Consider the following 14,315-nt stretch of genomic DNA (forward strand, 5'->3'; position numbering starts at 1 on the left):
AGGGAGCGATAAAAATGAGTAAAAAATTAACGATTCAAGAGATGATTTTAACATTACAAAATTTTTGGTCAAATCAAGGTTGTATGTTAATGCAATCTTATGATACAGAAAAAGGGGCCGGAACAATGAGCCCATATACTTTCTTAAGAGCAATTGGTCCAGAGCCTTGGAACGCAGCCTATGTGGAACCATCTAGAAGACCAGCTGATGGACGTTATGGAGAAAATCCAAATCGCTTATACCAACACCATCAATTCCAAGTTGTAATGAAGCCCTCACCAGATAATATTCAAGAGCTTTATTTGGAAAGTTTGAAATTATTAGGAATTAATCCATTAGAGCACGATATTCGTTTTGTTGAGGATAACTGGGAAAATCCTTCAATGGGGTGTGCTGGTTTAGGTTGGGAAGTTTGGTTAGATGGAATGGAAATTACTCAGTTCACCTATTTTCAACAAGTTGGTGGTCTAGAATGTAAACCTGTCACAAGTGAAATCACATACGGTATTGAGCGTTTAGCTTCTTATATGCAAGAAGTTGATAGTGTTTATGATTTAGAGTGGACAAATGGTGTTCGTTATGGAGAAATTTTCTTTGAACCAGAATATGAACATTCTAAATATGCATTTGAAACAAGCAATCAAGAGTTATTACTAACTTTATTTGATGCTTATGAGAAGGAAGCACAAGTTCAAATTGAACATGGCTTAGTGCATCCTGCCTATGATTATGTGTTGAAATGTAGTCATACGTTTAACTTGTTAGACGCTCGTGGAGCGGTATCAGTAACAGAGCGAGCTGGATATTTAGCTAGAATTAGAAATATGGCACGAGCATTAGCCAAAGCTTTTGTAGCTGAGCGTGAGAAATTAGGCTTCCCATTACTACAAAAAAATAATGATGTGTTAGTAAAGGAGGAAAATTAAGATGGCGAAAGACTTATTATTAGAAATTGGGTTAGAAGAAATTCCGGCTAAATATGTCACACCAAGTAGCCAACAATTGGTTAAACGTGTTTCCGACTTTTTAACCGAAAATAAATTAACTTTTGGAGAGATAGTGCCTTTTTCAACACCAAGAAGACTAGCAGTCATTGTTAAATCAGTAGCAGATAAACAAGAAGATACAGCTGAAATTGTCAAAGGACCAGCCAAAAAAATTGCTCTTGATGCTGAAGGAAATTGGAGCAAAGCGGCACAAGGTTTTGTTCGTGGTCAAGGAGCAACGGTTGAGGATATCACGTTTAAAGAAATTAAAGGTGTGGAGTATGTTCACATTGATAAGTTTACCGCTGGAAAACCAGCAATGGATATTTTAACAAAATTAGATCAAGTCATCACTGGAATGACTTTTCCAGTCAGCATGAGTTGGGGGAACCATTCATTCAAATATATCAGACCGATTCATTGGATTACAGCTATGCTTGATGAAACAATCATCCCCTTTAAAATTTTAGATATTGAAACGAGCAATACAAGTCGTGGGCATCGTTTTCTTGGAGAAGATACAAGTTTTGCAGGTGCTAGTGATTATGAAAGTAAATTGGAAAAAGAATTTGTTATTTCAGATAGCCAAAAACGTAAAGCAATGATTGTTGATCAAATTCAAAAAATTGCTTCTGAAAAACAATGGCAGGTTGAATTAGACGCGGATTTACTAGAAGAAGTGACTAATTTAGTTGAATATCCAACAGCCTTTGCAGGTAGTTTTGAAGAAAAATATTTAAGTATTCCAGAAGAAGTATTGGTTACGTCTATGAAAGAGCACCAACGCTATTTTGAAGTTCGTGATGAAAAGGGTGCACTTGCTCCTTATTTTATTTCTGTCCGAAATGGAAATGCAATTCATATTGAAAACGTCATTAAAGGAAATGAAAAAGTGCTAACTGCACGTTTAGAAGATGGTGAATTTTTCTACCAAGAAGATCAACAAATTAAAATCGCAGATGCAGTTGAACGTTTAAAATTGGTTACATTCCATGAGAAAATTGGAAGTATTTATGAAAAAATGCAACGTGTTTCTTATTTTGCTGAGACAATCGGAAAAGTGGTTGGTCTGACAAATGAAGAATTAAGTGATTTACAAAGAGCAAGCGAAATTTATAAATTTGATTTAGTGACAAACATGGTAGGCGAATTTCCTGAGTTACAAGGGATTATGGGTGAAAAATACGCATTGATGCAAGGTGAAAAACCTTCTGTGGCGACTGCAATCAGAGAGCATTATTTACCAACAAGCAGTGATGGGGTCTTACCAGTTACTAATGTTGGGGCTGTATTAGCAATTGCCGATAAATTAGATAGTGTTATGAGCTTTTTTGCAGTTGGAATGATTCCAACAGGTTCTAATGATCCATATGCTTTACGTCGTCAAGCATATGGTGTCGTTCGAATCGTTGAAAACAAAGGTTGGTACTTCCCTATTGAAACATTGCGTGGAGAGATGATAAGTGCAGCAATCCAACATCAAGGTAAATTAAGTGATCAGTTAGAAGCGAGTACTCCAGAAGTTATTGATTTTATCAAAGCTAGAGTACGTCAACATTTGCTTAGTCAAAAAATCCGTTATGATATTATCGATGCTGTTTTAAAATCTGAACAAGAAGATTTAATCAAAATGGCTGAGACAGCCTTAGTTTTAGAAAAACATATTCAAGAAGCAACCTTTAAGCCTACAATTGAAGCTTTAACGCGCGTTATGAACTTAGCTAAAAAAGGACAAGAGCTTCTTTCAGAAAGCCAATTAGAGGTCAAACCAGAGTTGTTTGAAACTGAATCAGAAAAAGCTCTTTTTGAAGCTATTCTTGTAGCGAAAGAAGCCTTCTCAGGGGAGAATATGGAATTGAATTATTTAGCTCTAGAAACATTAGGGCCTAAAGTTGAAGCTTTCTTTGAAGACAATATGGTTATGACAGATGATGAAAAAATTCGTAATAATCGTTTAGCTTTATTAGTTCAATTGGGTAACTTGGCATTATCTTTTGCAAGTATTGACCAATTGATCGTCAAATAAGTAAAAATAAAAATTAGCAGTAATCTCTTAGAAAGTTGTTTCTGAGAGGTTACTTTTTATTAAGGCTAGTTCTTATGAGTCATCTCCTATGAAAAAAGATGAACTCCCAAAAAAGTAAAGAGACACTTTTCTTGGAATTCCCTATTTTTCTGCCGGAGCTAAGCGACTCAACGAACTTTTTATTTGGGGGAGGAAAAGATGTTAAAAAGATTTTTTAGTTATTATCGGCCTTATCGTAAGTTATTTATTTTAGATTTTTCTTGTGCAATTGTTGCTGCTATTTTAGAGTTGGCTTTTCCAATCGTGGTTAATCAAGTCATTGATAAGCTTCTTCCCACTGGAAATTGGTCATTAATCGTTACCGCTGCATTATCATTATTATTTTTTTACGTTGTAAATACAGCTTTGCAGTATGTTGTTGTTTATTTCGGTCATATGCTAGGAGTTAATATCGAAACGGATATGCGGAGAGAACTTTATGCTCATTTGCAATCACAGCCTTTCAGCTATTATGATAATCAAAAAACGGGTAAGCTAATGAGTCGTTTAACAACAGACTTATTCGAGATATCAGAAGTAGCGCATCACGGACCTGAAGATGTATTCATTACCATTATGTCTTTAGTTGGTTCATTTGCTTTAATGCTTTCTATCCATGTTAAATTAGCGTTAGCTACCTTTATTATGATACCTTTCATTACATTGGCACTTGTCTTTTTTAATAAGCGAATGACAAAAGTGAATACCCAAATTTATCGTGACTTAGGTGAGTTTAATGCAGGTGTTGAAGCTTCTGTTAGTGGTGTGAGAGTTGTCCAAGCCTTTTCAAATGAGGCTCATGAACAAGAACGTTTTGAAGGGTTAAACCAAGCGTACAGAAAATCAAAAGTTTTATTTTATAAAATGATGGGAATTAGCGCAGCTTATAATTATTTATTGATGCGCCTAATTAACTTATTTGCCTTATTTTTTGGAGCATACTTTACGATTACTAACGAGATTACCTATGGTCAGTTTGTTGGGTTTATTTTGTTAACTAATGTTTTTGTTCGACCAATTGAAAAGGTAAATAATATGATTGAAAGTTATCCAAAAGGAATTGCTGGTTTTAAACGCTTTACTGAAGAAATTGATAAAGAACCTGCGATTCAAGATGTACCCAATGCTCGTGACGATATTGTTTTAACTGGAGATATTGAATATAAAGAGGTTTCTTTTTGGTATGATGATTCTAAGAAGGTTTTAGATAAAATAAATCTGTCAATTAAAGAAGGCGAGACAGTTGCTTTTGTTGGACCAAGCGGCGCTGGAAAAACAACTATTTGTAATTTATTACCGCGCTTTTATGAAGTGAATGAAGGTGCTGTTTTAGTGGATGGGTATACTATTGACGCATTGACAATGAGTAGTCTTCGAAGTCAAATTGGTGTTGTACAGCAAGATGTCTTTTTATTCCCAGGTTCAATTAAGGAAAATGTGGCTTACGGGAAACTTGACGCTACGGAAGACGAAATTAATCATGCGATTAGATTGGCACATTTAGAACAAGTCGTAGCAGAAATGCCAGATGGGTTAGAAACGATTATTGGAGAACGTGGAGTGAAGTTATCTGGAGGCCAAAAGCAACGTTTAGCTATTGCTCGAATGTTCTTGAAAAATCCTCCAATCTTAATTTTAGATGAAGCGACTTCTGCGTTGGATACTGAAACTGAACAAGTCATTCAAGAATCTTTAAATTCACTATCTGAAGGAAGAACAACTTTAATTATTGCGCATCGCTTAGCGACGATTAAGCACGCGAATCGAATTGTGGTCGTAAATGAAGAGGGAATTGCAGAAGAAGGAACCCATGATGATTTAATGGCTCGAAATGGCGCTTATAAACGATTATATGACGCACAATTTAAAGATTAACTGAACAAAAAGTCGTGAATAAAGCTTAATGCTGATTTCATGACTTTTTTAATAATAAACTTGTTAAAATTCTACAATTTCCACGCTGTAAAATAAGCTTTTTTTATTGTTAGAATGGGGATTATATGTTATACTGCAAAATGTATAGTTATGTCACCAAATAGTTTTAATTAAGATCCTCAGTCAGTTTTATGTGGATCTTTAACTAATTATGACTAACTAATTTTTCTTGATCGTCCAAAGAGGTGATGTATGTGGCTATGATGATACCAGAGGAAACAGTCAATCGAATTAGACAGGAAACAAATATTGTTGATGTGGTTAGCCAATACGTTCAATTGAAAAAAAGTGGGAAAAATCTTTTTGGATTCTGCCCGTTTCATGAAGAACGAACGCCGTCATTTTCAGTAGCGGAAGATAAACAAATTTTTCATTGTTTTAGTTGCGGAAAAGGTGGAAATGTATTTACGTTTTTAATGGAAGTGGATGGCTTAAGTTTTCCAGAAGCTGTTTTTAAAACAGCCGAAATGAGTCAAATAAAACTGGATGATACACTATTAAACAATAGATCTCATCAAAACCAAGAGAGTGACTCTAAACGGGATAAGCTAATTCAAGCACATGAAGAAACGGCTGACTTATTTCAACACGTTTTGTTAAATACTAAAGTTGGTGAAGAAGCCTATCATTATTTATTAAATCGTGGATTAACCAAGGAATTAATTGAAACATTTAAAATTGGTTTCGCCCCAAGGGAACGAACGATGCTCCACCAATATTTATTAGGCAAAGAATACACAGACGAGGTATTAAACGAGACTGGATTGTTTGTTGAAAGAGATAACGGTGAACTCATTGATCGTTTTTATAATCGAATTATGTTTCCAATTCGTAATCAACAAGGAAAGACAATTGCGTTTTCAGGAAGAATTTTTCAGCAAGAAACCGAAGATAAAGCCGGACCCAAATATTTAAATAGTCCTGAAACCTATTTATTTAATAAACGAAATGTCCTATTTAACTTTGATATGGCTCGTGGAGCAATTCGAAGAGAAAAAGAGGTTGTTTTATTTGAAGGTTTTATGGATGTGATTGCAGCTTGGAATGCAGGCGTTAAAAATGGTGTTGCTTCGATGGGGACGAGTTTAACAAATGAACAGATCCATATGTTAGATCGAGTGACAGATCGAGTTTTAATTGCTTATGATGGTGACAATGCTGGAATCGAAGCAACCAAACGTGGTGTTGACTTATTGACAACTGAGACAGCCTTTGATGTTGAAGTTGTTAGCTTCACGGAAGGTTTGGATCCAGACGACTTTATAAAAAAATATGGAGCGAGTGCATTTGTTGAGTTATTAGCTCATGGACGAGATACTTTATTTGCATTTAAAATGCGTTATCATCGAAAAGGGTTAAATTTACAAAACGAAAATGAGCGGTTGAGTTATCTAGATTTAATTTTAACGGATATGCTCACTATCACTTCTGCTGTTGAAAGAGAGATGTACCTTAAACAGTTATCGTCTGAATTTGATATTTCGTTAGATTCTTTAAATGAACAGTATCAACAACTTTTTAAAGAAAAGCGAGCTCAGCGCAAAGAGGTAAAAAATCAATTTAATTTTGGACCAGAACCTGAAATAGAACCTTATTTTCCAGAAGAGGAAATGGTCGTTCAAGTCGATACTCAAAAAAGGAAGCTTGATTTAATTGAGCAAACAGAACGTTATTTGCTAAATCGCTTATTTCACTTTGAAGAGGCCTGGATTCAAGTTCAGAGTCAAGTTGAAGACTACCACTTTATTCATGACGACTATCAGACTTTGTATCTTTTGTTTGAGAGTTTCAAAGATACTGTAGGGGAATATGGATCAATTGATGCATTTATTGATTTTGTAAAAGAACCTCCATTAAAAAACTTATTAGTGGAAATTGAAATGCTTTCTTTAAGTGAAGAAATGACTGCTAAAGAAATAGATGATTATTTGGATGTAATTGTCCGGAAATCAAGTTTATCAGAACAGTTAAAGCACAAACAAGCAGCAATGAAAGAAGCTCAACGAATTGGGGATCAAGTTGTTTTACAACAATTAATGTTAGAAATTGTTGACTTGTCACGCCAGTTGAAGAATAAATGAATGAATTTTATAGGATTGATTAAAGGAGGCTTTTTTAATGGCTAAAAAAGAAGAAGTAAAAAACAACACGGTAACATTATTAGAACAAGCAATAAAAAAAGTAATCAAGGATAACAAACTGAAAGGTTCAATTCATTACGATGAATTAACAAATTTAGTTGTTACACCATATGAATTAGATGCGGATCAAATTGATGATGTGATCATGCAAGTTGAAGATGGTGGCGTAAGTGTTGTAGGAGATGATGGTGGTCCAACTGACCGTCAAATTTTAGCCAAAGAAAAAGATAAAAAAGCTGCTGAAGAGCAAGAAGATTTAACTGCTCCAGCGGGTGTTAAAATTAATGATCCAGTTCGAATGTATTTAAAGGAAATTGGACGTGTTCCACTTTTAAATGCTCAAGAAGAAGTAGCCTTAGCTTTATTGATTGAACAAGGAGATCAAGAAGCTAAACAACGTCTAGCAGAAGCAAACTTGCGTTTAGTTGTAAGTATTGCTAAGCGTTATGTTGGACGTGGCATGCAATTTCTAGATTTAATCCAAGAGGGAAATATGGGATTAATGAAAGCTGTTGAAAAATTTGATTATCAAAAAGGCTTTAAATTTTCTACCTACGCTACATGGTGGATTCGCCAAGCAATTACCCGTGCAATTGCCGATCAAGCTAGAACAATCCGTATTCCAGTGCACATGGTTGAAACAATTAACAAGTTAATTCGTATTCAACGTCAGTTACTCCAAGATTTAGGTAGAGAACCAACACCAGAAGAAATCGGAGCTGAAATGGATTTACCAACTGAAAAAGTTCGTGAAATATTGAAAATTGCTCAGGAACCGGTATCGTTAGAAACACCAATCGGTGAAGAAGACGATTCACATCTAGGTGATTTCATTGAAGACCAAGATGCAACAAGCCCAGCAGAGCATGCTGCTTATGAATTATTAAAAGAGCAATTAGAGGACGTTCTTGATACCTTAACGGATAGAGAAGAAAATGTTCTGCGTTTACGTTTTGGATTAGATGATGGACGTACGAGAACGCTTGAAGAAGTGGGTAAAGTATTTGGTGTAACGAGAGAACGTATTCGTCAAATCGAAGCCAAAGCTTTACGTAAATTACGTCATCCAAGTCGTTCTAAACAATTAAAGGACTTTTTGGAATAAAAGTAAATTTGAGAAGGGTAAGATTAAATTCTTACTCTTCTTTTTTGCGTTAAGTTTAAAAAATAGTAAAGACAGAGGATTATATTTGCAATTCTTTTTAAATTCTAAGATACTAGTAGTAGTGATACAGATGATATTTAGGAGGAATTAACAATGAAAAAAAAGAAACTAGCTTTTAGTTTAGTAGTTGCTATTTTAGTTGTAGTTGCAGTAGGATGTGGAAATGCTGCAGATAAAAAAACAGAATCAAGTAGTTCAATAACCTCTGACTCTGAAAAAGAAGCAGAGACATCTTCAACTGCACCCGCTGTAGAAGAGCCAATTGTGTATACTGCTGTTGTCAAACAAGATAGTAATAGTGAAACTGGACAGGTATGGGTAGAAAGTTTATTACCGGTTGACTCCAATAAGGAAACACCCCCAATTTTCAAAGAAGAAGTTGTTTTATTAACAGATGGAAGTAATGTTTTTGATGGAAAAACAAATGAAAAAATTTCCTTAGATGAAATTAAAGCTGGGACTAATCTTGAAGTTACATTAGCAGCCGAACCTGTTTCAACAATGTCAATTCCACCTCAAATCCCTGGTAAAGATGTTCATAAAATAGTTGTTAAATAAAGCTTAACTGGACTGGAATTCGTTTTCCAGTCTTTTAATTTGCGTGAAATTTGCTTATATAGTCGTGTTTGTTATAATGAAGTATCAATTTAAAAAGGTGGGAAAATCCGATGTCAGAATGCTTGGTTAGTTTAAGTGATGGTGAAAAGGTAATCCTTAAAATTTCAGAAAAAGAACTTTTTTCAAAAATATCAAATGGTGATGGATTTTTGAGAAGCCGCTTAATCCGTTTTTACAATGATCAAGAAGATGCCATTTATATTAATCCAGTTCAAATTGTTAAGATTACTTTTAGTTCAGGAAACAGTGACAATGCTTTGGAAATTGATACGCGTTATCAATAAATGAATATAGGGAAGAGAGGTGGTTTTAATGAAAAAAAAAGAAAAATGTATAATATGTCATAAAGATTATAGTGAAACTGACGGACTTCATTTAACTACACTAAGTAAAGAACTAAGGGAATTAATTTTATCAGAGCATCCAGATTTTTCTGAAGAAGCCTTTATTTGTATGGATGATTTGATGGATTATCGTTTGCATTACATCAAAGATATGATTAAAACTGACTCTGAAAATATTGAGTCTTTGAATAAAAATGTGTTAGATAGTATTAAAGAGGGAATGCCCATAGCAAAAAATACAAATGAAGATGTAACAACAAACCTAACTTTAGGTGAAAAAGTAGCTGATGGAATCGCTAAATTTGGTGGTAGTTGGGGCTTTATATTCTTGTTTTTATTTGTACTAGTTGCATGGATTATTATTAATTCAATTGCATTATTTACGAAACCTTTTGATCCATATCCATTTATTTTATTAAATCTAATTTTATCGTGTTTAGCAGCAATTCAAGCTCCTGTTATTATGATGAGTCAAAATCGTCAGGAAAAAAGAGATAGACAACAATCAGATAGTGATTACCAAGTGAATCTGAAATCTGAAATTGAAATTAGGTTACTACATGAAAAAATGGATCACATGTTGACGGAACAATGGGAACATTTAGTTAATATTCAAAATATACAAGTTGACTTATTAAACGAATTACAAGAGAGAATGGAAGTATTAGAAAAAAAAGTCTAATTTAAAATTTGGGCTTTTTTTATTTAACCGAAGCGTAAATCTCCTAGATGTAATTTGAAAATAGTAAAGTGTTCAAATTTCCTTCAAATATGGAAAAAAAAGAAAGGAGTTTATGTGCTTAAATAGAAGAAATTGTGTTATAATTAATAACATAAGTAAAAAAGTATTAATTGAGTGATTTAGATAAGAACATGTACATAACTTGTTTTTAAAAAATTGAAAAATTGAAGGAGTGCAGCAGTTGTTATGACAGAAAATTTGCGCGAGCAAGTTAGCTTATTAGAGAAAGAAAATCGTAGAATTCGTCAAAAATTAAGACACTCCTATGAGGCTTATAAAGCTATGGAGCTAGAAAAAAATCAAATTCAAGAAGAGTCATTTAAGGAAAAAGCTTTACCTGCACATTATCAAGATGTTGAAGAAAAGTTAGAATACTATAAAAAGATGGTAGATTCCCTAGCTTCTGAAAATCAAGTGTTACAAAATAAACTTGATACAACCCCAAGTTATAATGAAGTAGTGAAAGAGGATTCTACAAGATTTGCTCAAGATGAATTATTGGAAAAGATAAAATTACAAGAAATTCAAATTGAAACACTAATTGGAGAAAAGAATCAAATTAAGCTTGAATTAAAAAATTCAAAAGCTGAAATTGCTGAAGTTTTAATTGATGCTAAAATGCGCGCTCGCAAAATTGTTGAAACAGCAGATGAAGAAGTGGTAGGTTATAAAAATAAAGCTGCCATTGAATTGGCTTTATTTCAAAAAAAATTGCAAGAAACGCAACAAACTATTTTAAGAACAAAATTAGACGTGACAAATCTATTTGAAGATATTGATACAAAGATAAACTCAATTTCACAAATTGATGTGACTACTATGGGAGGAAATGAAAATGATGAAAAGTAGAAATGAACGAATTGCTGAACTGAAAAAAACAAACCAGAAAAAAATGATTCGTAAAAGTGCTGGAATTGTGAATACATCTATTATAATGGCATCTTTAGCAATTCCAACTTTTTCTGTTTTAGCTAGTGCAGAAGAAAATGCAACGACTAGTGAACGCGTTATTAAAGCAGTTGCTGATAGCTCAAATTCTGCTAGTGATACAGCCACAGAAATAGCTCCAACACCGGTACCGGTAGATCCTGAGACACCAATTGAGGAAACGCCAGAGATACCTAAAGAAGAGGTTGAAGTACCTGAGACAAAACCAGAGACGCCTGAAACAAAACCGGAAGTAAAGCCAGAAACACCTGGAACGAAACCCGTGGCACCGATAGTTGAAACAAAACCTACGCCTAAAGTGGAAGTAGAAACGACTCGTCCTTTCTCTAAAGAAGAAGTATCACAACAAAATATTGCTGAGGTTCAAGTACCAGAAGCCAATCATTCAGAAGCAGAAAAAATTATGTTTGTTAAAAATCAGAGCACGCAAGAATTTATTGATAAGATTTCTGAATCTGCTGCTGAAATTGGCGCAGAAAAAGATTTATATGCATCTGTTATGATTGCCCAAGCAATTCTAGAAAGTGGATCGGGAAATAGCTCGTTATCTAGTGAGCCTAATTATAATTTATTTGGAATCAAAGGAACTTTCGAAAATCAATCTGTGGCATTATTAACGTTAGAAGATGATGGTAGTGGAAATTATTATCAAATTACAGGAGAATTTAGAAAATATCCTTCTTACAAAGAATCATTAGAAGATTACTCTAAGTTGTTAACTGGTGGAACGTCATTTAATGCAAGTTTTTATTCAGGTACTTGGAAATCAAACACAACATCTTACAAAGATGCAACAGCTTTTTTAACTGGAAAATATGCGACAGATACTAGGTATGCTGAAAAGCTAGATCAATTAATTGAGACCTATGATTTGACACAATATGATGACGGTGTGGAAAAGGTTTCGGAAACTGAAGTTCAACAAGATGTTATGCATACTATTGTTAGTGGCGATACATTATGGGATTTAGGAAATACATTTGGTGTGAGTGTTCAAGAATTGATGGAATGGAATCAATTAACTAGCGATTTAATTTTTGTGAATCAAGAATTGATTGTTAAAAAGGCTCCAGTTGCTCCACCAGTGGTAGCACCAGTTGAAAATGTATCTGCTGCTGCAACAGATACAAAAAAAGTAGAAGATACTAATACTAATTTAACTGGCTTCCAACAAAAACAAAATGGCACGTTGGCATTTGATGAAACAACATCAGATTTAAACCAAGGGAGTGTTAAAGAAGAATACCAAGTAGCAGAAGGTGATTCACTTTACACAATTTCTAAAAAATTCAATGTTTCACCACTTGAAATTAAACATTGGAACGATATGAAGCATAATTTATTATTTATTGGACAAACGTTGACAATTCATACAGTGTAGTCTTAAAAAGCTAGCAAGGGATTTTTATTTCTTGCTAGCTTTTTTGTCTGTTTTATCTGTTAAATGAATTGGATTAGTAAGGAATTTTTTTGTCATTTAGTGTATAATAGATAAGAATCATAAAAGGAGTGGACAGTTAGTTTATGGATGAAAAGCAGTTATCATTACGTTTGGAAAAAGCAAGTAATTATGTACCAAATAATAGTAAATTAGCTGATATAGGTTCGGACCATGCTTATTTACCATGTGCGTTAGTTTATCAAAAAAAAATTCAATTTGCAGTAGCAGGAGAAGTAGTTGAAGGTCCTTTTTTAACTGCAAAAGAGCAAGTTAAGCGTTTAGGTTTTCAAGCAATGATTGATGTTCGTCTAGGAAATGGTCTTGCCGTTATTGATTTAGCAGACCAAATTACAGCGATTACAATTTGTGGAATGGGTGGTACGTTAATTGCCTCGATTTTAGATGATGGGTTCCATGCGGGAAAATTAACAGGTGGAGAACGTTTGATTTTACAACCTAATATTGGTGAAGAAAATGTTCGCAGATGGTTAATGGATCACGATTATCAAATTATTGCAGAAGAGCTATTAGAAGAAGATGCTAAATTATATGAAATTATTGTCGCTGAAAAAAGCATCGTACAGCCAAGCTATAGTCAGTCCGAATTAAAATTTGGTTTGGAATTAAAAGAAAATTATCCTGACTTATTTATAAAAAAATGGCAACGTCAGCTAGAAAAAGAATATACTATTTTAGCAAGCCTTGAGGCAGCTACTAGTGACCAAAAAGAAAAAATAGCTCTATTTAAAACTAAAATTGCAGAAATTGAGGAGTTAATCCAATGAAAAAAATTCTAGGAAATGAATTTATTCAAAAATTCGAAGAATTTGCGCCAAAGTCCTTAGCTGAAAATGGTGATCCAGTTGGTTTACAAATCGGGACATTAAATAAAACTATTAAACGCATTCTAGTTACACTTGATGTCCGACCAGAAGTTGTAGCGGAAGCAATTGAACAAAATGTTGATTTAATCTTTGCACATCATCCGCCAATTTTCCGTGGTGCTAAAAATCTGGTGATCGACAATCCACAAAATAAGATGTATGCAGAACTGTTAAAACATGATATAGCCGTATATGCAGCGCATACAAATCTAGATGTAGCCACAAACGGGTTAAATGATTGGTTAGGACAAGCGATTGGATTAGACAATACAGAAATTATGTCTATTTCTAAGCAAGAAAGCTATAAAAAAATGGCAGGCTATGTTCCTAAATCTCATGAAAAGCAAGTTAGAGAAGCTTTAACAGCTGCTGGTGCTGGGAAAATCGGTCCTAATTATGCGCAGTGTAGCTATACTTTAGATGGTGTTGGTCGTTTCACACCTATTAATAATGCACTTCCAGCAATTGGTGAATTAAATCAAGCAGAGGAAGTAAATGAAGCTAAAGTTGAAGTTATTTTCCCGCAACGTCTAACAGAATCAGTCGAACGGGCTTTATTTAGTAGTCACCCGTATGAAGAACCTGCTTACGATTTATATACAATTGAAAATTTTGTTGATAGCTATGGTTTTGGACGAGTAGGAAATTTAGCAGAACCAATTACAGTCTTAGATTTTGCAACGAAGTTAAAAACAATTTTTTCTGTTTCAGGTTTACGAGTTGTGACAGCAACACCGGAAAAAATGATCCAGCGGGTAGCTATTTGTGGTGGATCTGCAGGTGATTATTATTTAGATGCAAAAAAACATGGAGCGGATGTATATATCACAGGTGATGTCTATTATCATACTGCCCATGACATGTTGGCTTCAGGCATGACTGTAATTGATCCGGGACACCACATTGAAAGTATTTGCATTGCGGAACTAGCAGATTTATTTACTGAATGGTCTCAAACCAATCATTGGGATATAGAGATTGTACAGTCAACACTAAATACCGATCCATTTACATTTATTTAAACAACTAATTTAGGAAAACTGAAA

Annotated in this window: 12 protein-coding genes; all 12 read left to right on the plus strand. The window is 34.1% G+C overall.

Annotated elements, in window-relative coordinates:
- The first annotated feature begins 14 nt into the window (after window positions 1–14).
- Window positions 15–926 carry a glycine--tRNA ligase subunit alpha gene (glyQ, locus tag MHI00_RS07945; RefSeq protein WP_010053724.1) on the plus strand — a complete coding sequence of 304 codons (912 nt, stop codon included), beginning with the start codon at window positions 15–17 and terminating at the stop codon, window positions 924–926.
- 1 nt (window position 927) lies between these two features.
- Window positions 928–3,012 (plus strand): glycine--tRNA ligase subunit beta, encoded by a 2,085-nt coding sequence (gene glyS, locus MHI00_RS07950; protein WP_056998837.1) that lies wholly within the window; start codon window positions 928–930, stop codon window positions 3,010–3,012.
- Between the two features lie 198 nt (window positions 3,013–3,210).
- Window positions 3,211–4,926 carry an ABC transporter ATP-binding protein gene (locus MHI00_RS07955; protein WP_341112569.1) on the plus strand — a complete coding sequence of 572 codons (1,716 nt, stop codon included), beginning with the start codon at window positions 3,211–3,213 and terminating at the stop codon, window positions 4,924–4,926.
- Window positions 4,927–5,180: 254 nt separating this feature from the next.
- Window positions 5,181–7,067: a DNA primase gene (gene dnaG / locus MHI00_RS07960; protein ID WP_057000463.1), complete on the plus strand. Its 1,887-nt coding sequence runs from the start codon at window positions 5,181–5,183 to the stop codon at window positions 7,065–7,067.
- A gap of 37 nt (window positions 7,068–7,104) precedes the next feature.
- Window positions 7,105–8,232: an RNA polymerase sigma factor RpoD gene (rpoD, locus tag MHI00_RS07965; protein ID WP_010053730.1), complete on the plus strand. Its 1,128-nt coding sequence runs from the start codon at window positions 7,105–7,107 to the stop codon at window positions 8,230–8,232.
- A gap of 153 nt (window positions 8,233–8,385) precedes the next feature.
- Complete coding sequence (locus MHI00_RS07970; protein WP_056998834.1) at window positions 8,386–8,850, plus strand: hypothetical protein; 465 nt, start codon at window positions 8,386–8,388, stop codon at window positions 8,848–8,850.
- 110 nt (window positions 8,851–8,960) lie between these two features.
- Entirely contained in the window at window positions 8,961–9,194 is a 234-nt protein-coding gene (locus MHI00_RS07975; protein ID WP_015076434.1) for a hypothetical protein, read from the plus strand.
- Between the two features lie 28 nt (window positions 9,195–9,222).
- The gene (locus MHI00_RS07980; RefSeq protein ID WP_056998833.1) at window positions 9,223–9,936 is read left to right on the plus strand and encodes a DUF1003 domain-containing protein; all 714 of its coding nucleotides are present in this window, start codon (window positions 9,223–9,225) and stop codon (window positions 9,934–9,936) included.
- Between the two features lie 246 nt (window positions 9,937–10,182).
- Window positions 10,183–10,845 carry a hypothetical protein gene (locus MHI00_RS07985; RefSeq protein ID WP_341112579.1) on the plus strand — a complete coding sequence of 221 codons (663 nt, stop codon included), beginning with the start codon at window positions 10,183–10,185 and terminating at the stop codon, window positions 10,843–10,845.
- On the plus strand, window positions 10,832–12,325 hold the full coding sequence (locus MHI00_RS07990) for a glucosaminidase domain-containing protein (RefSeq protein WP_010053736.1): 1,494 nt from the start codon (window positions 10,832–10,834) through the stop codon (window positions 12,323–12,325). Before MHI00_RS07985 ends, MHI00_RS07990 begins: the two co-directional genes overlap by 14 nt.
- A 143-nt stretch (window positions 12,326–12,468) precedes the next feature.
- Window positions 12,469–13,170 carry a tRNA (adenine(22)-N(1))-methyltransferase gene (locus MHI00_RS07995; RefSeq protein ID WP_010053738.1) on the plus strand — a complete coding sequence of 234 codons (702 nt, stop codon included), beginning with the start codon at window positions 12,469–12,471 and terminating at the stop codon, window positions 13,168–13,170.
- Window positions 13,167–14,291 carry a Nif3-like dinuclear metal center hexameric protein gene (locus MHI00_RS08000; protein ID WP_341112583.1) on the plus strand — a complete coding sequence of 375 codons (1,125 nt, stop codon included), beginning with the start codon at window positions 13,167–13,169 and terminating at the stop codon, window positions 14,289–14,291. Before MHI00_RS07995 ends, MHI00_RS08000 begins: the two co-directional genes overlap by 4 nt.
- The last annotated feature ends 24 nt before the right edge of the window (window positions 14,292–14,315 follow it).

Source organism: Carnobacterium sp. FSL E2-0243, from assembly GCF_038003605.1.
In the GTDB taxonomy this organism is placed as follows: domain Bacteria; phylum Bacillota; class Bacilli; order Lactobacillales; family Carnobacteriaceae; genus Carnobacterium; species Carnobacterium maltaromaticum.